This is a genomic window from Pseudomonas lactis (assembly GCF_001439845.1).
GTDB lineage: Bacteria > Pseudomonadota > Gammaproteobacteria > Pseudomonadales > Pseudomonadaceae > Aquipseudomonas > Aquipseudomonas lactis.
This window is the reverse complement of the sequence record NZ_JYLO01000012.1, coordinates 195,908-216,842: the sequence shown is the minus strand read 5'-3', so window position 1 is coordinate 216,842 and position 20,935 is coordinate 195,908. Positions and strand designations below refer to the sequence as shown.

The window sequence follows — 20,935 nt, the reverse complement described above, 5'->3', positions numbered from 1 at the left end:
TCGCCGCTGTCGCCACTCCTACATCCATGCCCAACGAAAAGATCCGCACATACACTGAAATGGCGCTGCGCTTGATAAAGGTTGCAGGGAATTACTGACGTGGGAAAGCAAGTGTGGCGTTCGTCAAATTGAAAATGGGAGGGTGGAACGCCGCAGCTTCGAGAAAAGCGAGTGAACCCTCCGATCGGCGCGATCAAAGATCGCTTGATCGGAGGGTTTGGCGGGAAAAGCAAATCTCAAACGTCAATTACAGACTCAGGCATCAAAGCGGGTTGATTGAGAAGTGACGGCCTCACGTCGCATGATCAGTGTCTGCTGCAACCGCAGCAGAAAACCTGCTTCAAATGCTTCTTGGGGATCACCTGGACGATGATGCTTTCGATTTTGCGCCAGTGCCCACCACAGCGGCAATGATGAACCATCGAGCCAGGTCTCAGCGCACCGAACGCCGTCCTCAATCATCGGGCGGAATTCATTGCCCCATGGTGTTCGAAGACCAGGACAGCCTTCAGCTGAAGGGACAGAGACGTACTCACCAACCTGTTGATGAACGCGCTGAGCTGGGATACCGGACAAACATCGAAACGCCTTGTCGAACAACACAGCCGCGTCGTCCAACAGCTCTACCGCCAGCTCAACATCCTGTGGAAAATGAAGCAGGACGCTCTGTGCTCCATTAAGCCGAAGTATTGCAGCCTGCCGTAGTTTAATCGCTGCATCTTCAGGGGTAAGCGATGAAGTATCGATGCTGTTAGGTTTGGGGAGGCCAATGAGAAGCGAAAGATCAAACATCGCGGAATCCTCCGAGATGGTTTGCAGCTTGAATCATTTGACCGGGGTGGCGCACGAGCTTAAAAGGGGGACAGGTCATTTTCCTTATCTCCTCGGACAGTTAAGGAGCCGTCCACCCAGCCGTTCTGACACGAAATGGGTGGCGGACCGTACGGGGGTCAGAAACCGGCGTCCGAGGGAACCGGCCAGGCCGAAGCCTGCCCCGCACGGACCGCCATAGAAAAGCAGCAGCTAAGCCTATGTAAGCACCTAATAGCTGGCTATGGCGCTATGCGCCTCGAACAATTCAGGTTCTGACACCCGTCCACGGGATTGACCGTGGCGGGACAAAGCGTAAATGTGAAGCAGTGATAAAACAAGCATGCAGTATCAATAAGCTATACATCGAATGAAGCTGCCAGCCAGATGATGACGCTCCACGTTGACTGGTGGCCCTGCACCGCTTCAGGTCTGACCTAGCGACGAATAATGCAGAGTCCGACCACGCTGATAGAATCTGCATGGTTGTACATAACGCCCTTCTGAGAAATGTTATGAATACAGAATTGACGGAAGAAGAGATGCGCCGGGCGCTATTCGGTGACTCTCAGCCCCCTGCGCCAGCATTTAACACACACGGAAGTGCTCACAAAACGCGTGCATCATCATTTTCGAGTTATGGGCCTCGGTGAGCTCTACGCTGCACAAGCTGCCAGTGAAATGGCAGATATCTCTTATTCGCTTGAGGAGGTCGGAGCTAGCTCAGGCCCCGATGGGGTTCGCCAGCATCTTGATGGTCAATTTCGTTCGCGATACGCCCGTGACACCAACTCTTGGAAAACTTCCCTGTACGAAGGGCTCAGAGACTCAGACTGGTTTTGCATTGAAGGCTACCGACTCATCCGTACCCCCCGCGCATAAATGGCATGTCCTATGCGCTGACGAAAATCAGCTTCTACTCTATTGAGAAACCGAAATCATCGGGCACATCCTTGTTTCCAATTGCGCCTTTGACATTGTCAGATTTTTAGTACTAATATCTGACAATGTCAAAACCGGTATTCACTGGGGGCTGGACGAAATGAGCGATGGGCCACATAGAAGCTTGAAGCTGCGAAAGCCATGGAAAGAACTGGCAAAGCGTGCGGACAAAGACACCTACGATGCCTCCCAGATAGCTGAGGCTACGAAGCATGCAGTTGCCAGTGACTTCAAAATGGAGGTCTCGTGGCTCCTGATGGAAGCCCTGAAAGCAGTGTTTACCGGTTGTGATAACTCTCTGGAAATTCGAGAAATCGCGCTTACGCAACTTGAAGATGCGAAAGCATTTGCAGCAGCCTCCGTTTTTGGAACGAATCTTGTGGAATGGAGCATCACCCTCATCCATGAAGGCAAATTTGGAATTGAAGCATTCCATGAAGCGGTAGGCCTTGCCGCTAAAGACCGCTGCCACGCAAACATCCGGTCGATCGAAGAACACTACCTTCGCGACTCGAATGAGCACAGAGCAGAGCACGTGAGTAAGAGACTCCAGAATGCCATTTCTACTCTATCGAGCACCCAGCTCGGTCTGGATCTTGTGGGCCCAGAGCCCGTACGAATCGCTCCACCGAGGAAGATGGAAGGTCTTGATGACGGGGTATCGTTGTGATGAACACCTTCCCGCCTAAGGAAATAGCTGTAGATATACTTGAACCTGGCGCCCGCAAAAGAAACGGCGTAATCCCGTGTTACATCGAGAAGAACATCGAGTTCGACCTCGAGGCTCTCGCATCCTTCTCATCCCATGACAAATGGGAGCCCGTAACGTATGACGCACTACTCATATCAGCTGCAGTTGAGTTCTGTGATCGCTACCTTGTCCGCAGTTCCATGAATTGGGGCCGTCGATTCATCGTTCACGCTCCAGTACACGACGTTGAGCGGTGGTCGAGTAACCAGGTAAACCGAGCGCTCGTCAACGCACTGAACCTTTTGACCGGAGACGACTGGCATTTCAATTTTGGACCTCGAAAACAAGCTGCACAGAGACCGCCGCAAGGCCAAATAGCTTTTCCTTCCGATGCAGAGGCTGTCATTGCCTTCAGTGATGGAATGGACTCACGTGCGGTCTCTGAGCTTGAGAGCAAGCGCCTAGGTAAACGCCTGATTCGTCTTCGAATAGGGAGCAAACAACACGACATTTCAAAAAAGGAACGCCAAAGGATTCCATTCACGGCCATCCCATATTCAGTCAAGCTTGATGATGCAAGAAGCGCTGAGAGAAGTGCACGCAGCCGCGGATTCAAATTCAGTATCATATCGGCAGTTGCGGCGTATCTAATTGATGCTCCAATGGCCATCATCCCCGAAAGCGGACAAGGTGCACTTGCACCTGTGCTCCTTCCTGTTGCACATGGGTATGAGGACTATCGAAATCACCCCGTCTTCACCAAGCTGATGGAGCGCTTTATCGAAGCACTTCTTGGTTACCGATTCCAGTACACCTTTCCCAGGCTTTGGATGACGAAAGGCGAGACCCTGCGCGAGTTTGTGGAAACCTGCGGCCCTCACGCGAATTGGATAACGACCAGGTCGTGCTGGCAGCAATCCCGACAGGTAGCCGTTTCAGGCGCAAGAAGGCAGTGCGGTATATGCGCCGCGTGTATGCTTCGCCGCCTTAGCGTCCACGCTGCAGGATTAGAGGAGCCACCAACGAATTATGTATGGGAATCCCTAGACAGCCCGACCTGGGAAACAGGCGCAGCAAAAGAATTCACCAGTTGTACTAAAGCCTTGCGACAATACGCTATTGCAGGGGTGCTTCATTTCGAACACCTTTCTTCGATTCGGGAATCTTCGCAGTACGAACTGATCAAACGCCGCAGAACGAGCGAACTGGCTCGAGCTCTGGCCGAGTCGCCACATGCCGTGGCGCAGAACCTTGACAGACTCTTGCAGCAACATGCCAAGGAATGGTCAGCGTTCACGAGCGATATGAGATCAGAATCGTTCGTGAGGAAGTGGATAGATGGCGCATCATGAACAAACCAAACTTTGAACTGAACCCATCTGAACTGGGTGAACGACTGAAGGTCGCGCGCGAAACCGCGGCCATGACCCAAGACGCAGCGGCCAAAGCAGTTGGCTTTGCTCGAACCACTCTTGTGGCCATTGAAAAAGGACAGCGCTCTGCAAAGCTTGACGAGATCCAGATGCTTAGCCGCTGTTATGGAGTATCTGCTAACTCGTTGCTACGCCGAGAAGCGGTCCATGTGGACCTTGTACCTCGCTTCCGCTCACTCCCAGACACTGGTGATGCAGGCATCGACCAAGCTGCTCGGATGCTGAATGATCTCGTCAGGGCGGAAGTAGAACTTGAGAACATTTTAGGTGTTCGGAAAACCTCGAATTATCCGACCGAAAAAAGCATCTTACCAGGCGATGTACGCAAACAAGCAGAGCACGATGCACATAGCCTCCGAAGCTGGCTAGGGCTCGGCGAAAGCCCCATCCAAGATCTGTTTTCGCTCATAGAGATGCAACTTGGAATTCGTGTCTATAGCCGGAGACTTGAATCGAAAGTGTCTGGGCTATTTGCCTATGACGACGCCGTTGGCGCCTGTATGCTAATAAATTCAGTACACCGGAAGGACCGTCAAACCCAGACTGGCGCCCACGAGCTCGGGCACTTTATAGCGACGCGGCGTCAGCCCGAGATCTATCAAGCCGAAAAGTATGAGAACTCGCGTGAAGAACGTTACGCGAATGCTTTCGGTAATGCTTTTCTTACGCCTGCCCGCACTGTCATGGAAAAGTTCAAGGAAGTGACCATTGGATCAACCCACCTCACTCGTCGGCACATCATCCTGCTCGCTAGTTTCTTTGGCATTTCACGCCAGGCAATGGTGATGAGGCTTGAAGAATTGGACCTGACGAAAAAGGGAACGTGGGATTGGTTCATGGATAATGGCGGTATAACCGACGACCAAGCCCAGCAGGTACTAGGTACGATAGCTCACGATTCCGCGCCGATGGAAGGCGCGCAATCAACTAGGCTTTTTTTGTTAGCTATCGATGCCTGGAAAAAGGATCTAATCAGCGAAGGGCAAATGTCGGATTTGCTTAAGCTCGATCGGGCGAAAGTACGCGAGTTGCTTGATGAGGCAGAAGAGGATGAGGTTGATGACCTTTTCAAGCTGTCTCACTGATCGAGATAGCATTCTCGTTCTCGACGCCAGTGTCATCATAAACTTGCTGGCGACCGGCTATGCAAGCGCAATCCTGCAAGCAGTTCCGACTCCTATTGTTGTCACTGACAATGTAATACGGGAGATTGAGCTAGGAACGGTAAACGGCCGGCCTGAGCCGAAACAGCTTTTGGAGCTAATCCATAATCAAATTTTAAAGACAGAAGAGCTTTCTGGCATTGCATTAGAGCACTTCTTCGACTTGGTATCCGGATCCACAGCGGCCTCGCTCGGAGACGGAGAAGCCGCGACACTCGCGCTTGCACATAGCAACGGGTTTACCGCAGTCATTGATGAAAAAAAAGCGACTCAAATTTCCTCCCAACGTTTTGAAACACTGCGACTCATTACAACAGTCGATATTCTTGCTTACGAGCCCGTGCGTATTTCAATCGGAGATAAAGCCTTAGCCGTTGCAACGCTTCAAGCGCTGAAACACGCCAGAATGCAAGTCCGAGACAGCCAATTCGACTGGATTGAAAAGGTGATCGGACGCGAAAACGTAGGTTTATGCCCAAGCCTTAGGAGGCTTGCAAAGCTTAAGCTGGCCGGGCGTCGCAGTGTTAGCCAGTAATGCTGGGCCGACCTATACAGCTAATTTTTAGCTGTATAGGTCTGAGACTTCAGCCAACAGAGGGCCGCACTAGGAGAAACAAATTTCTCTTTGCTCGAGTAGCAGCAACGTGCAGCAGACATCTTTCAGAAGTTTCAGTGTCTTCGGTTACCCCGGCATCTTCATCACGGCTAAATTGCCCTGCATAAGTAGTGGCTCCCTTGTAGGCGGCAACAATCACTACGCTAAATTCAAGCCCCTTGATGCGGTGCATAGTGGCTAGACGGACGCCCAATAGTGCCGAATCGTCCGAGGTTGCGTTATCTAGTTTCAAGTGAATAATATTGGCTTGCTGCAGAGCTCTAGCAATGTTTTCCAGATCCTCGTTAGTACGTGCGGTGATGCAAATCTGTCGAGGCTCCATGCCATCGTCCTGCAGTTGTTTAAGGATCGTTTGTATATGCGGCATATCCTCATTAACGGAAGACGACTCAATGATATCCGGCACATCACCATGGGTAAGCGAACGGTAACCGCGCAGAGAATCCGCATTCCCGTCCAGGTCGTCGACAGCACATCCTTCAAGCTGAGCACAGGCCCATTGACGGATTTCGTCTGTGGTGCGGTAGTTCACCTTAAGGTTACGGCTGCGGCCACGAACCTCAATGCCCACCCGGCTCAGTACGACTTTGTGCCGGTAGATACGCTGGTGAGCATCGCCAACGATAAACAGGTCGTTTTCAGCTTCCTCTACGGCTGTGCGAATAAGCTCAAAACCTGCGTTGCTGATGTCCTGGGCTTCATCTACCACCATGGACCGAATTCCGAGTGCGGGCTGCTCTGTCCTTAACAACTGACAGGCTTCACGGAAGGCCTCTTCAGGCTCGCGCAAATTGGCGGCTTGCAGCTGGGCACGGTATTCGGCAAACACCGGCCAAATAGACTTACGCATCGCACGGCCGAGCTGACCGCCACGGCCGACTCGACTGGCACGCATATAGTCCTCAGCAGTTTCACAAGCTTGAGGCAGCACCACTCGCTCATACTCCGCACGCATGAACGTTAGGCTGAGATCAACCGATGTCGGCATCGCAGACAGAGCTGCTTGCCAGAAACGGCGACGATCGCCTTCGTTGTACAGCAGGTTATGTGGGTAGCCAAAACGACGCAGAAGGCTGGAAGCCCACTGATCCAGGTTCACTACTTGAATTTTCTCCAATTCCTGTGGGGTGCACAGCAGCGCCAAATGCTGGCGGATGTCCTCGGCAAGTGTTTTGGTGAACGTGGTAAACAAGACCGGACGACCAGGCAAGTTCGAATATTGTCGAGCAAGTCTTGCAGCGCGATGCATGGCGACAACAGTTTTACCAGTACCTGCACCACCGGTCACCTTCACTGGACCATTCCAGTCACGCTCCACCAACTTGCGCTGAGTTGGGTGCAGGAAGACCCTCCAGCGTTCTAGAGGTGCAGCCAGTAAGGCCTCCAGATCGCTGTCATCAGTCAGTACCACGAAATGACGACGCGAGCTATCGCGCTCCAGCGCAGCCCCGAAGTCTGCAGGGTCGACAGACTCTGGCGCGGCCTGATCACTGATGATCTTGTCGAAAAGCTCGCCGGCAGCAAATAGATACAACGCCTCGAATGCCTCATCGGGCAATTGCGCTTCCAGCGCCTCAAGTTCGCCTTCATTAGTTACGGCACGCACCGCTTCCAGCCGATCATCGGGTACGCCCAGCCGGCGAATCTCACGATCCTTGAGGGCATCGAACAGTCCCACTGCACGCACCTCGGCCGAGGCGTCAGATGCTTTCGTGTTAGCCACCTCCTGCACTGCATAAACCTGGATGCTGCCAACATCCGGATGGATCGCGACTCGATGGCGACGTGCCCACTGATAGGCATCGTCATGTTGGTCAACCCACAACAGGCAGTAAACGTTGCCCACATCAGGTTTAAGCACGATTCCACGCATATTGTCGTTGATCCGAACCGAGCGCATGTTCGGATCGGCGGCATCATGAATGCGCTCATAATTGATGCCGGTCGCCATTGGGTTCTGACGAAACTTTGCAACGAAGGTCAGTACCGCCTGCTGATGAGAACGTGGAACTACCGAAAACGACTTCAGAAAGTCATCGGACATTGCAATCTTGAGTGCCAGCGTCATGCCAGTGTCTCCATCAAAAGGGTTCTCAGCTCATCAGGCAACTCACTGCCATCAGCGGTAAAAGAATGCCAACCTTGGCCAGCAAAAAGCGCAGCCACTGCTCCAGAATCTGGCAGTAGTACGGCGGTACGAACATCTGGCCAAGCCAATTCGGCTTCTGCTATTACGCGGCCTTTCTCATCCATCAACTCATAGCCCACTTCTGGGGCGGTTACGTCCAGACCAGCCAGAGCCAAGCCCCAAGACTGTACTTCATGTGCAGCTAGACTCAGCGCTTCCTGCCAGGCTTCAGACAGTCCGCCGGATTTTGCTTTGAGCGCAGAACAATCCTGCAGCGCAGGTAACCCTGGCATTTCAGCGTTGCCAACCCAAATCTGACTCAGCGGCAACAATAAGTTAAGTGCCTGCCAAAGTTGCTGCCAGCGTAACTGCAGCTCGCTTTCGGGCAGGCCATCTTCTTTCCACTCGCCAACCAGAACAGGCTCAGAGTCTGCAGAGCCATTGCCCGTCATCACTTGCTTCAGATGCTCCGGGTGCATGGCAATGGCCAGCATCCAGGCTGTACCGAGCTGACGCAGGCTCAACCTATGCAGTTGCAGGTCAGGTAGCAGACCCAGCTCATCCAAACGCTGCCAGAAAGCCCCTTCGCGCAGGACTTGAAGCGCAGTAGTGTCACCCGGTGGCATCAACATTCCCGCAGCCAGGCAGACGGCCAATTTGCCGAGCGCTTGATGTTGCCCATGGGCTAAACGCTGATGCATCTGGCTAAAGGACGGCAGCGATTTGAAATTGGAGAGTGTTGCGATGCCCTGTGCCGCGCACAGCTTCTGCACTACCTGCTGTGGATCATCATTAAGCAAAGTTGCCCAAGGCGATGGCGTAGGTAATACCTGGTTTTGCAAAGCGCATTCGACATCATCCCAGGTTAGCGTCCAGACTGAGAACTTCCCGCTCCTGGCCACCGCCATACGTTTGGCTATATCGGTAGTAATGATGTCTTTGTGGTACTGCCAACCATCAACAAAGACCGCCACGGGCAGGTCGTCGGCGGCATCGTCTGGCCAGAATACGAAGTCAGGCTTGCACGGAATCAACACACCTTCGCTGGCTCCCAGATTGACCTGCAACTCCATCCGCCAGCGACGCGAGCCAGCCTGTATCTGATAGCCCGCCTTGCCCTTGAACAATAGCTCACTCAGCTTGAACTTCTCACCTTCATGCTCACGGCGCAGCGCTTCGACAAACCGCCTCTCCAGCATGCTATCCAGTAACTGGTTAGCTGGCTGGACGTCGGCCAGATGGGTAACTGGCTTCAGTGCTCCCTTGTACTGCATCACCTCACCCAACAATTTCTGTGCTGTACGTCGCGAGATAGACTTACGATCATGGCTGTTGTGATAGCGGTACACACAGCGATAACAGCCATCGGTGTCCGCATTCTGGTTGCAAGTACAGGTATTGAGGGCTTGCAGTGCAATGTCGAATACTTCCAACAGCGGTTCGGGCGCGCGCATCAATTCCTTGAGATAGCCGGTGCCACCTGGCACGCTGTCGTAGATCACCAGATAACAACGCGGCGTATCTGAGCCCGCAGCCATACGCATATCTAGAGCAATACGCAGATGGTCCACTGCTCCCCTAAACCGCCGCGCCAACCCCAACTCCAGAGCCGACACAAAGCTCAGCAGGGCCTCGTTGGTATCGGCAAAACCCACCTCGGGCAAAAACAGACGAATGCCCTCACTAGTGAACTCGCGGTAGAGGAACACGCACTGCTGCGTGCTCGCCTCGGGGTTCTTGCGCTTCGCGCACCAGGACGAATGGTTTCGATATAGCTCCTCGGCCTTGCGCTTGCGCTGTAAGGTGCCGCACTCGGGGCAGATGCTAAAACCAGGGCGGCTGAGTTCCTTCCCGCCGATCTCCATCGGCATGCCTTCCGCTGACTGCTCGCCAAAGTTCACCTCGCGAAAAGTCACCCGATCGAGAAACTCGAAGCCGAAAGGAAATGTTTGCTCGTCAATCACAAAGGCCTGACGCACCGCATCAGGCGGGCTATCCACCAAAGCTTGGCGCACATAAAAACCGCGCTGACGCTCGTCTGAGTCGTCAGCAATACGGCTATCGCGATCCAGCGTTCGGGCAAACACCGTGGTCAAACGCAACATCTCGTGCACCCGGCCACTGTCGCGCCACAGCGTATCGCCACAGCGTGGGCAGTTAGAGTGTTGATCACCTGAGGATAGCGGCTCGGTATAGGAGCACTGCCTACAGAAACGCCAGTGCTCCGGCTTGATCTTCGATACGTCGATCTGGTTGATCACCACCCGCCTGCCTTCGGCATAAAAGGTGTTGTTCGGTGCCAACTCAGTGATGGCCGTTGATCCAGGACGCTCATATTCGAAGGTCAGAGGATCAGGAGCGGATGTCCCGGCCTTTGAATCGCGCACAATGATCGAGCGCAACAGCACACCTTGCTCCGGGAACGCATAGTTGGGTAGCAAGCCCTCATCAGTCAGCACATTGAGCGTAGCCTTACCCTCAATGCTGCCAATCAAACGCGAAAGCGCAGTTCGATCCTGAAGCAGTCGTGCCAACTCCAGCTCCTGATCCTCACCACGCACCGTCAATGCCTGCAGCTTATCGATCTCCTTCACTGCGGCCTCACGCTTGCGCTTGATGCTTTCAACATCACTAGCAATGCTCTGCAAACGGTTGACGATCTTATACGCCAACGGGCTGCTATCACCGTTGCTGCCCTGAATGAAATTAGCCAGCCATTGGCACGTACCGTCGCTCAAAGGGCACATATCTCCCTGATTGAACAAGCGCAAGAGCCGTTCAAGAAGCGACGCTTGGTGCTGCTCCACATAACTCAACCAAGGGTAAGGAAACTTGCTGTTGGTCTGATTATTGATCGCAGTGAACACCCCACGAATTTCCTGAGGGATCTGCGCCGCCCGCCCGTTCTCATGCACCCAGCAATCTAGAGTGAACGCTGTAAGTTGACGCTCAAGTACCGCCGAGGCGTTAAGGAAAACCCCAGGTGCCTGCACGGAACCTGCAATCATGGTTTTCGGGTCATCCCAGAAATACAGGTCATGCGGCTTGCTGGTCGCCATGCTCATCAGCAACGCATTACCAGTGCTACGCCCTGCCCGACCGGCTCGCTGAATGTAGTTTGCCTGCTGTGGAGGAACCGAACATTGCAGCACGCTGGACAAGTCGCCAATATCGATACCCATCTCAAGAGTGGGTGTCGCGGAAAGCACATTAATGCCCCCGGGGCGATCACTGTTGGATTTAAAGTTGCGCTCTACTGCCTCGCGCGTTTCGCGCGGCAGTAAACCAGTATGCTCGTGCGCCACTACCCGCCGAATGTCCGCATTCAGGTAGAGTTTGCGATAAAAATCACCGGGTACATCTAGTGCGTGCAACTCGCCCCGGCAATCGACGCGGCGACACGCTTGCTCAGAAAAATCATCCTCTGGGCCAGAGAGTGTTGTGCTGTGGCAGCTGGCACACCGCCACACCTTGCCACCCAAGATAACGTGGAAAGCAGAGGGCTCCAGCCCCCATACACGGATATCCGGCTTCTCGGTAGCCTCCTCAAAACCTGCTAAGCCAACGCTTTCCAATGCCTCAAGAGCAAGCCGATAAAGCGGCGCAATCAAGGCATCCGTACCCAGCGCCAGATCATGCAAAGCAGGCAATGCCTTGAACGCCCAGTCGCTAAACAAACGGGCATGGCTCTTAGTTATACTGACACAGCGACCAAACTCTGCCAGTGTCAAAAACCTCGGAGGCCGCGGGCTGGTTAGAAGCTTGAACTGGCTTGGATTCTTCTTATACCCCCAAGGGCTGCTACCCATTCGCGCATAAAACCCTAGCTCCTGATCACGCCAAGCCCCGATGCGCTGCATGTTTTCCAGTAGCCCGCGCAGTAAAACAACAACTTCTTCCAGCTGCGCGGCGGCTAACGGTTCAAGCGTGTCACGTAGACGTGGCAACAGCCATTGAGCGGCTTCGTCTAACTTGCCCGCAAGTGGCACTACGCATGCAGTTCCCGTCGCTACCAGAGTGCGACCAATATGAGCATCCTGGCCAAACTCTGCATTGAGGACCCAAGGCAACACCCTCGCCAACTCGCTAGGTAGGTTGCTGCTTTCAGGCAGCGCCCCCTCTTCCATCAGGGTCTCGTAATCACGTAGCCACTGCATTTGCGGCGGCAGGAAGTTAGCAATGTAATGACCATCACCTAGCGCCGTGCGCCAACGTTGCGCGAATGCTGTTGGCAAATTTTCTAGTGTCACAGGTCGCCCAGCTGCATAGGCATCAGCAATTACCTGCGCCAACGCCGGGCGTAAGTTCATTCGCCAGGTTCTCGCGGCAAGGAACCCTGCACGATGCGCCGCATCCTGTACCGAGTCCGAGAAAGCAATCAGCTTCTTGTCCGGATTGAAGCGCGTTGCAAACAACTGTCCCACCATCACCGCCGCCAGACTGGCCGCTTGCGAACCAACAATTGTCAGCGTTTTATAACCGGCACAAAAAGGACAATCATGGTGCGACTTGGTGTACTTCGCGCCATTGCGCGTACCTTCACGCAGGTTGCTGGCAATATCTATAGCCAGCAAAGGCTGATCCTCACAGTGTGAGCATTCGGTTTGTGATGCCTGATGCAAGGAGCCGCAGGCAGGGCATACCTGCTTGCGCTCGAACACTGCTGGGTTCGCCCCCGCACTGGAGGGAAAGATAAAACGGGTACTCACATCCTCGGCGAAGAACGCGCTGTAAAACGCCTGCAAATCATGAGTGAGTTGATTGGGGCTGATCTTTTGCTGCGTAGAACCCCAGCCGGTGGCGTGGCACTCGCGGCAATGGATCACCGGCAGATGCAGCCGCTCCATATCGGCTTTACGTAAGTCATCGTGATGCCGAAGCTGCGGTTCAGCATCCAGAACAGCCACCATGCGGCGCAGCTCACGTAGCCAGATTTCCACCTTTACCTGCAAGAAAAAGTTCTGATGTGCATCCTGGCGTGCATGCGCCACCAACGACAGCAGGCTAGACAACCAAAGCAGCGCAAAGCGCTCATCATCGCAGCTCGGCAAACGGCGCTTGAGCAGTACCAACAGGTCATCCAGCAACACGGACTTTGGTCCAAGACGCTCCAAATCACGCAAAAGATTCTGGAAGGCAAAGTGGCTCTTCAGGTCCTTACCCAAGCCACAGCGCCAAGCAAAATCCTCTGCCTGCGTGACCGAGCAAGGCTCACCGAACCACAAAGGCGCTTGGGCCGCCAGATAGGCATGCAGGTCGTCAAAGTTATCGGGTGCCAAGGTATCCAGATCACTGGGCTGCGGGCTTTGGGTGAACTCAACTAGGGCTTCAGCGAGATAATCCCCAACCGACTCGCGGTCCTCGGCGATAACCGCACTGTCATTCAACACTTCACCAAACACATCACCGGCAAAGGCCAGCAAATCGCTAACGCCATCATCGCCCAGCGTTGCCGAAGTACCGACGCACACCAACTGGCCCGGCGGCGCCTTCAGACGTCCCTTGAGACGGCGAATCAAACAGGCCAGATCAGTACCCTGCGCACCGTCAAAGGTATGCAGCTCATCCACCACCAAATAACGCAGCGTGTCCGGCTGCTGATGCGCCCACAAAGGGGCATCTGCTGCACGCAGCAGAAGAAAGTCCAACATCTTGTAGTTGGTCAGCAGAATATCCGGCGGATTTTCACGCAGGGCATTGCGGTCGGTAATCACCGAATAACTGCCGCCACTCAATTCGGCGACCGTTTGCGACTCTACAGCCGGTGCATCGCCCACATACAAGCCTGCACGAATCCCACTAAGGCCAGCGGCCTTAACGATTTCCTTGGCCACGCGCCCAGATTGGTCGCTGGCCAAGGCATTCATGGGATAGAGGATGATCGCCTTGATGCCACGCCGCCCCTCGGCACGCGCCACTCGACAATGCTCAAGGATCGGATATAGAAAGCACTCGGTCTTACCCGACCCCGTACCCGTTGCCACCAACGTGGATTGAGCCTCTGATCCCGCCAGCCGCGCAAAAGCCTTGGCCTGATGTGCATGGGGCACAAAGCTGGCGGGTAACCAAGGAAAAGCTGGTAACCCGCCATTAAGCTGCTTGCGAAATGGCAGTGGCAATGTCAGATATGGCCCTTTGAAGATATTGCTGCGCTCAGCCAAAAAGCGCTCCAGCAAGCCCTCAAAACCAGTAGTAGTGGACGGGAATGCGGTGCGCAGAAAGTCTGCGACGCCCTGAGTGACCTGCTGAGAAACGATAAGTGGCTGCATATTTTTTACTCGGCAAGATCAGCTTCAGTGAGGGGCCATTTTTTCACTGAGAACTTGGCAATCTCGATGCTACGGGCAAGGATCGCATCCTTGGAAAAGGCTGGATTGGCACTAGCGTTCTTGGCCGCCACCCCCTGGATTAACCTGAACTGCGAAGACCGGTACAATTTCTGATCGCGCATCTTGTTCTCCGCTGAGCAGTTATTGCAGGCACTGTTGATGCGCTTCTCAAGCGGTGCGAGATTACCGAGCAGATGGATATGCTCGAGATAGGCGTCTTCAGTGCGGAAACCATACAGACGGACGCCAAAGGAAGGCTCCTGCGGAAGAATATGCTCGATGGTCAGACCTGCAGTACTGATCTCGACCAGGTCTCCTATATCGAGCTGTGGCAAACCCACGGCGACTCTGGCTGCGCTCTCAGATTCCAACAAAACTCGCGCAAGCCCAGGGTTTCGGAACATCTCCTCCCCAGCCAAACGCGACTCGAACTTAGCGCTTGGCATAAACCGCTGACAAAAATTGATCAACCGCTCAGCAATCTCCTCAGTGGTTAAATGACTAAACGCTCGCATGAGAGCAGCCATGTCGGCTTGCGGATTCGTACCCTGCAGTTTAAACACACGAAGGTCTGCGAGCTCAATCAACTCAAGCATCGAATAATTCAGATAGCTAGGTACTTGCACCTCCAGCATCTTCGAAGTGAACAGGCGGATGATCAGCGGGTAAAGCGTGGCCGAGAGATCCTGAACAACCAGCAGCAGATAAAGGCCTCGGTTGGTTCGCCCCCCCTCAGCCAAACCGAGCAGACCTTTAAAGAACACCTCCAAATCACTGACATAATCACTGATAAACCTGGCTAAGCGCTCCTTGTCGCCGCGCATGGCTTTGAGTGCCGGCTTGAGGAAAGACTCCAGAACTGTTTCAGAGGTTGCGTTGTAATCCGCCCCGGACTCCACATCGTGTTGCTCGCCGTTAAACGCGAAATAGTGATACCGCAGCACGTCGTCTTCCCGGAACGGATCACGATTGATCAGACGAATCTGATAACCCGGCTCCGCCGCGAGCTTCTTGAGTTTGCTAAAGCTGCGGAAGGCCTCACCGAACTTATCAGCGATCATCGAATCCAATTCGCCATCCAGAAAGCGATTGGAGTAATAGATCAACAAACTCTTGACGATATCCATCTTCGCCAAAGGTACCCCCCGGTCGTTGACCGACTGGAACATGCGAATGGCTTTACCCTCATTGGCCTCGGTGAACTCAAGCACCTCAAGATGGCTGATGCTCAGCAACCAGCTCTTGATGGCTTCCTGTCCTTGGTGCACCTTGATGGCTCTGATGCGTTGGCGAATCCACTGGTAGGCAACCAGTAAGCGCTGCTGGCCATCAGAATCAGGCTCTGGCATCTCATCATTCAGTAGTGCAGAAAAGAATGACTTGTTACTGCCAAGAACGGTGAACTTGGGGCCGTATACAGGATGCGTGATGTAGGTACTGCGGTAATGCTCCTTGATGGGCAACTCATCGACTGCATCAACCAAAGCATCGAGCAGCATGGTCAGCGTGGTAAGCCGCTGCTGACCATCCACCACTCGCACCGGTGCCATCTTTCCAGTCTGCGACAAGATAAAGGTGCCCAGATAGTGGCCACCGCCCAGCTCCATCGCTTCCTCGATATCCTCAAACAAGTCGTCGATATTGCTGGTCGTCCAGGCGTAGTCACGCTGGTACGCGGGAATTTCCAGGGTCTTGCCGGTGAAGAACTGCTCGATGGTTTGGGTAGCCAAAATCCGTTTCCTTATGGTGGTAGCTCAGCGGTGTGCTGGTATCCAGGCTTTAGCGGCTAGCGCACGAAATAACGATGGCTCGCGCCATCACGCTTCAACATCTGTTGCTCATACAATCCGTCAGCAGAACTTTGAGCTGTCCGATATCCGCCTTGCTGAGTCCTCCAGTAGGGTTAGCAATGGTTCGCCTCCTTGGCAAAATGCGCCCAGGCTACGTGATAGTCAGCTTCGCGGTCAGCCAGCGTGAAAGGGGCGGTGTATTGGATGGTGCGGTGTATTGGGCCGCCGGGTTGGGTGTCGTCAAGGATAGGGCACTCGATGACGGTGCCGTCGGGGACTTGGGGTTGGCCGTTTTTGGGTTTTACATCTTCCCAACCGAGACGACCGGTTTTGGTGCTGCCATCGGGCAGGCGCACGGTGCAGTTGGCGTCGCGCTTGCCGGCCTTGCGCTGCAGGCCCACGCCCGCAAGCCCAATGTTCACGGTGAAGATGATGCGCCCCTGAGCGTCGTACCATGTGTCACGCTCGTTCTGATGCATCACCGGGAACTGCACGCGGTAGATGGTGAGCAGTTCGTCAAGCGTGAGTCCGAGTGCCTGGGCAGCGAGCACGTCGATTTCCACCAGCGCCTGACGGCGAGCATAGTCGCTGCGCAGGGCACAGTTGCGCTGCCAGTCGGGGGTGAGCTGAGTGAAGAAGTCCTGCGTCAGGCGCGGGTCGTTACTGGCCCAACAATCCTGCTGAAAAGCGGGCTGCCAGCAGTCGCGCCAGAGGTCAGCGTAGTGAGTGGTGAGGCAGTTAAGTGTCAAGGTTCTCAACGCAGCAGCAGCCTGCATTTCCACCATAGGAAACTGCTCCCAGATAAAGTGCAGATTGCTTCGTCCGGTGGTTTTGATAAAGAAATCTGCGGTCAAAGACGACGAAAAGATCGCTTGATACAGCAGGTGCTCAACGCTTTTGAATACGGTGCTTTGCACGCCGTTAATATGCGCCTGTCCCGGTGCTGCAATTGAGCCAATCAAAGTACGCTCACCTGACTGGGACAGCATGCCGCGAAAAGCCATGCGATAATACCTTGTCGCCGCTCTCGCTTCGCGCTCGCCCTCTTCCACCCAGCTCACCCTTGGCACACGACGGGCGTACTCCTGTGCGTCGCAGGCTGGTAGGTAGTTAGTACGCGCCAGGTAGTCGTCAGGTAGTAATTCAAGGTCGAGCGGATCATAAGCACGTGGAGTTGTGCAAACCATACGAGGTGTCTTGTAGAACGGATTACCGACAAAGAAATGCGGGCCGGACAGCACAAACTCGGCGGGATCAGAGACAAAACCGTGTTCGCTGGTGTTACGGCGGCAGATGGTGCCGTCCTTTTGCGCGCCAGTTTCGTGCCACATTTCAAGGGTGCCATAATTACCCTGCAGATCTCCGAGTCTTCTTGGTACGCAGGCAAATTTTTCCAGCACTGCAACCAGCTCACGGCTATGTACCGCGGGCAAGCGGGCCTGCAATGCAGGAGTCCCAGGAATGTCATAGAGCTGAGCAAAGGTAGCCAGCAAGGCTTCATCCACTTCTATCACTCGACTGGCATGACCGGCCGTATTCCATCCACCTTCATTCCTTTTAATACCCGGAACGGAGCCACCGCCAGTATGTTCCAGGCTGGCCGCTACCGTCGCTGTCGCGAACAGGTTGGCCATTGTCCGGAAGCGAATCTCGTTCTGAACACGCCCATAAACGTTGATGGAATATCGGACCCAGATCATCACTTCCTGAAACAACAGATTCACATTGGTGAACTGGTAATGCGCCTTCAAGCGAGGATATAGGGATGCGCGCAGCTCTCCCGCCTTGGGGTCGTCATACACTCCCTCGGGGTGCAGTAGCGCCTGTACGCCACTACCGATCTGCCACACCAGCGGCAGAAAGCATTTGTACAGATTGTTCTGCTGACCCTTGAGTAGCGGATAGTTCTGTACGGCGTTGAGAAACTGCCCCATACCTTCTGTAGCCACGCACTCAGCCAGAAAATCAGCCTTTGCGTGCGGCAAGGCGGCAAACACCGCTTCACGCTGATCCGCCGTCTGCTTGGCGCTAAGCTTACGAATGGCAAAACGCGGATCAAAGTCCGAGAGCAGCGCCTGCTCGTTCCACTCCACCTTGATCCAAGGCGGGTTACCCAGCACTACATCAAAGCCGCCACGATCCTTGAAGACATCAGCAAACTCCAGCGCCCAATGCATAAAGTGCTGCTGGCCGGCCACTTGCTGCGCCACCTGCAGTTGAGGCAAGGCGTTGATCAGCGCGGCGATATCGACATAGCCGTAACGGTCACGCTCGGGAGCAAAGTCCAGCCCCTGCTGCGGGTGGGTTTCTGGGAATAGATCATCCGCCGACACACTGTTCAGGCTGGCATTGCCGAGCAGTACAGTTTCCAGCACAAACCACCAGTGTTCGCGGCTAGGCAACTCGCTGGCTTTATCCAGTGGCCAGAACCACAGGGCGCACCAGGCATCCATCACCAGTTTGAGGCGACGGTATGGGCTGGCATTTTTCTGCGCTTCGCTAAGCATTTCCCGCTGGTAGGCGGCATCTTTCTGCGCGGTGCTAGTCGGAGCGCGGTTCGCGGCCGGGTCGGGCCATACATGAAGCTCATCGCAAGTAGCGGCGCGCACACGGGCCAACTCCTGGGCGTGTTGCTGCCAGAGCTGCTCGGTGGCAACACTTAGCGCCTGTACCCGTTTGATTTCATCGCTACTCAGCGGCGCAGTAAAGGCGTTGCGCCATTGTTTGAATTGGTTGAAGGCCGCGGGCTTCAGTGCCTTTATCACCTTATCGCTGACCATACCCATGCCTTCAGCAGGTAGCAAAAAGTGGTATACATCGGTAGCGGCGGGCACTTGTGTGAGTGGCAAAGCACGCGGCGCGGCAGCGCGCCAGTCGCGTTCGGGCAGACCGTTTTCACCCCTGCCCGGGCTGAGCTGGGCGGTGCTAAACAGTTCGCGTCGCGCGCCCACCAGGGAGTTACCGTTGTACAGCTGCAAGCCAAACCACGGCACATGGCTGCCTTTGAAAATGGCGTTGAGCCACAAGGAGACTTCGGCTAGCTCCACCGCAATGGGGTTGAGGTCCACACCGAAGACATTGCTGTCGGCAATGAACATCTTCACCCGCTGTTTTTCTTCGGTGTACTGCTCGTGCGGGATAGTGCGGCCCAGCTCCTTCTGCTTGGCCTGCAGATAAGCTTCGGCTAATTGGCTGACGGCCTCGTTCAAGAACGCAGCGCTACCCATGGCCGGCTCGCACACGGTGAGCTTCAGAATTTCATCTGCCGACTTGCCGGGGACAATCTCCTTCAGCGCATGCTCGACCAGGCATTTGGTCAGCACTTCCGGGGTGTAATAGCTCGCCGATTTCTCGCGGGCACGACCGGCCAGGCGATAGATAAAACTGCCCTTAGGATGAATCTTCGTATTGCCACCAAACAAGCGTTCAGCGTCTGTATAGTGGCTGATGCTACTAGCAGGTACAAAATACGCCGCATCCAGCGGGTTGACCTCGGCATCTTTTTTCTTGTCGGCGGCGCTGGGGGTATCGAGGCCTTCCTCTCTGTCCGTATCACTCTCGCTCGAATCGTCTTCTTCGCTCTCGTCGCCCGTACTTGCCTTCTTACCCTTGGGGTCAGGGCGTACCTCGTAGAGATCTTCTTCGGCGAAAAAGCCACGGAAGGACAGCAGCGATTCGTACACCGCACCCAGTTGGTTGATACCGAGGGTGCCATAGCTGATACGCCCACGACGGCTCTTGCCACCGCCCCGGGACAATGACATTAGCTCGATCACTTTCTGCAGCACCGAGTTACGCAGCTTCACGCTACCCAGTAGCGGTGTGCGCGTAGGGTCAAACAGGTGTCCTTGTAGCGGCGCGATGGTGAAGCCGTTGTCGAGCAAGCTATCATGACTGCCACCCAAGTCGAGCTGACTCGCCCTGGCATCCCGGTGCGGATAGCCTTGCCAGATCAAGCCAAAGAGCTGCCTGAGGCTGTCGTGAAAATAGAAACCTTCCTGAGCTTCGCTGGTGATCAGCGGGGTTTGTTCCAATTCGCGCAGGTGCTCGATGCTGTAGCCTTTGAGGTAGGCCTCGGCATCGATGGGCGCATACCCCAGCTCGGGCCGCGCCTCGATATAAAACATAAACAGCAGACGGTACATGTAGCGCAGGCTTTCACGACTGAGCTGGTCGGCTAGGTCGGTATCGTTACGCTCAAACACCTTCTCTTTGGCCACCGTGCGTTTGTACCATATAGCCTCATTGGCAATCAGCTCAATGCATTCACGTAGGGCGTATTTGAGATCAGTGGATACCTCAAAGGCATGCTTGTGCGAGCTGTCGTCCAGGCTGTCGAGCAGCGCCACGCCGCCTTCCACCGGAAGCACCGACTGGCTGCCCAGCAGCGCGGCCATAGCGCGGAATTGCTTGTCATCACGCGGACCGAACAGTTCCGGCAGGTTGAAGCGCAGCAGTGCCTTGCGCCCCCATTTGCTGCGCTCGATCAGCAGCCACTCTTCATGGTGCAGCAGCAATACCCAGCGTGGCGGGTGGTCGTCGGCAAACAGGCGTTTGCTGAGGGTTTCCTCCCAATCGCTGTGGGCATATTTACCTTTGCCTTGTTCACTGGCCGCCGGCGCAAGCAATTGCAGTGGGCTGTTCTCGTCGTCTTCCGCATTGGCAATAGCTGCCGCAACAACCAACAGCGGCTGGTGCTTGGCATCGCGGTACACCGCGAGCACCGGCAATTCGCCTTCGGCCAACGTAAGGTTCTGAGGCACTAGCTCGTAACCTAGGGCAGCGAGCAGAGGCTGCACTAAGTCAATAAACAGGCTGGCGCGCTCGCTAGTTTTGCGCTCATTCAGAAAGCGCTCGCGGGCACGGAAGTAACCATTAGCGCCCGCAGCAGTGCGCAGACGAGCGACGGGGCTTTGCGCGCCCTGCTCTTTCCATTGGTCAAACAGCGGCTTGAGGTCTTTTTCGAGGATCTCGTCCAGGTAGTGCTGGCTGTAGAACTCGTTGGCATTGGTGAGGCCGGTGATGGCAAAACT

10 protein-coding genes are annotated in these 20,935 nt (G+C 54.8%); 5 read left to right on the top strand and 5 right to left on the bottom strand.

All coding sequences use genetic code 11. The annotated features are described in order from the left end of the window. Nucleotides 1-255: 255 nt before the first annotated feature. Nucleotides 256-792, bottom strand: a complete 537-nt coding sequence (locus TX24_RS21900; RefSeq protein WP_057711090.1) for a LasR-specific antiactivator QslA — start codon at nucleotides 790-792, stop codon at nucleotides 256-258. A gap of 1,084 nt (nucleotides 793-1,876) precedes the next feature. On the opposite strand from TX24_RS21900, the gene TX24_RS21895 reads away from it, so the two are divergent. The 4 genes from TX24_RS21895 to TX24_RS21880 are packed head-to-tail and all read left to right on the top strand — an operon-like array spanning nucleotide 1,877 to nucleotide 5,574. Next, the gene (locus tag TX24_RS21895; RefSeq protein WP_082628846.1) at nucleotides 1,877-2,422 is read left to right on the top strand and encodes a hypothetical protein; all 546 of its coding nucleotides are present in this window, start codon (nucleotides 1,877-1,879) and stop codon (nucleotides 2,420-2,422) included. After that, entirely contained in the window at nucleotides 2,422-3,795 is a 1,374-nt protein-coding gene (locus TX24_RS21890) for a 7-cyano-7-deazaguanine synthase (protein WP_057711088.1), read from the top strand. The genes TX24_RS21895 and TX24_RS21890 overlap by 1 nt, the downstream gene beginning before the upstream one ends. Next, complete coding sequence (locus TX24_RS21885) at nucleotides 3,792-4,961, top strand: XRE family transcriptional regulator (protein WP_057711087.1); 1,170 nt, start codon at nucleotides 3,792-3,794, stop codon at nucleotides 4,959-4,961. The genes TX24_RS21890 and TX24_RS21885 overlap by 4 nt, the downstream gene beginning before the upstream one ends. After that, nucleotides 4,936-5,574 (top strand): PIN domain-containing protein, encoded by a 639-nt coding sequence (locus TX24_RS21880; RefSeq protein ID WP_057711086.1) that lies wholly within the window; start codon nucleotides 4,936-4,938, stop codon nucleotides 5,572-5,574. The genes TX24_RS21885 and TX24_RS21880 overlap by 26 nt, the downstream gene beginning before the upstream one ends. Before the next feature lie 49 nt (nucleotides 5,575-5,623). Here the strand turns inward: TX24_RS21880 and TX24_RS21875 are convergent, their stop codons facing one another. The 4 genes from TX24_RS21875 to TX24_RS21860 form a co-directional block, all read right to left on the bottom strand. Then, complete coding sequence (locus TX24_RS21875; RefSeq protein ID WP_057711085.1) at nucleotides 5,624-7,723, bottom strand: UvrD-helicase domain-containing protein; 2,100 nt, start codon at nucleotides 7,721-7,723, stop codon at nucleotides 5,624-5,626. Beyond that, nucleotides 7,720-14,052, bottom strand: a complete 6,333-nt coding sequence (locus TX24_RS21870) for a DEAD/DEAH box helicase (RefSeq protein WP_057711084.1) — start codon at nucleotides 14,050-14,052, stop codon at nucleotides 7,720-7,722. The genes TX24_RS21875 and TX24_RS21870 overlap by 4 nt, the downstream gene beginning before the upstream one ends. A 5-nt stretch (nucleotides 14,053-14,057) precedes the next feature. Further along, a complete protein-coding gene (locus TX24_RS21865; protein ID WP_057711083.1) occupies nucleotides 14,058-15,842 on the bottom strand; it encodes a DUF262 domain-containing protein in 1,785 nt (594 codons plus the stop codon). Nucleotides 15,843-16,015: 173 nt separating this feature from the next. Next, entirely contained in the window at nucleotides 16,016-20,419 is a 4,404-nt protein-coding gene (locus tag TX24_RS21860; RefSeq protein WP_244175893.1) for an Eco57I restriction-modification methylase domain-containing protein, read from the bottom strand. Between TX24_RS21860 and TX24_RS32595 the strand changes: the two genes are divergently transcribed. Continuing rightward, nucleotides 20,405-20,668: a hypothetical protein gene (locus tag TX24_RS32595; RefSeq protein ID WP_244175892.1), complete on the top strand. Its 264-nt coding sequence runs from the start codon at nucleotides 20,405-20,407 to the stop codon at nucleotides 20,666-20,668. The genes TX24_RS21860 and TX24_RS32595 overlap by 15 nt on opposite strands. The last annotated feature ends 267 nt before the right edge of the window (nucleotides 20,669-20,935 follow it).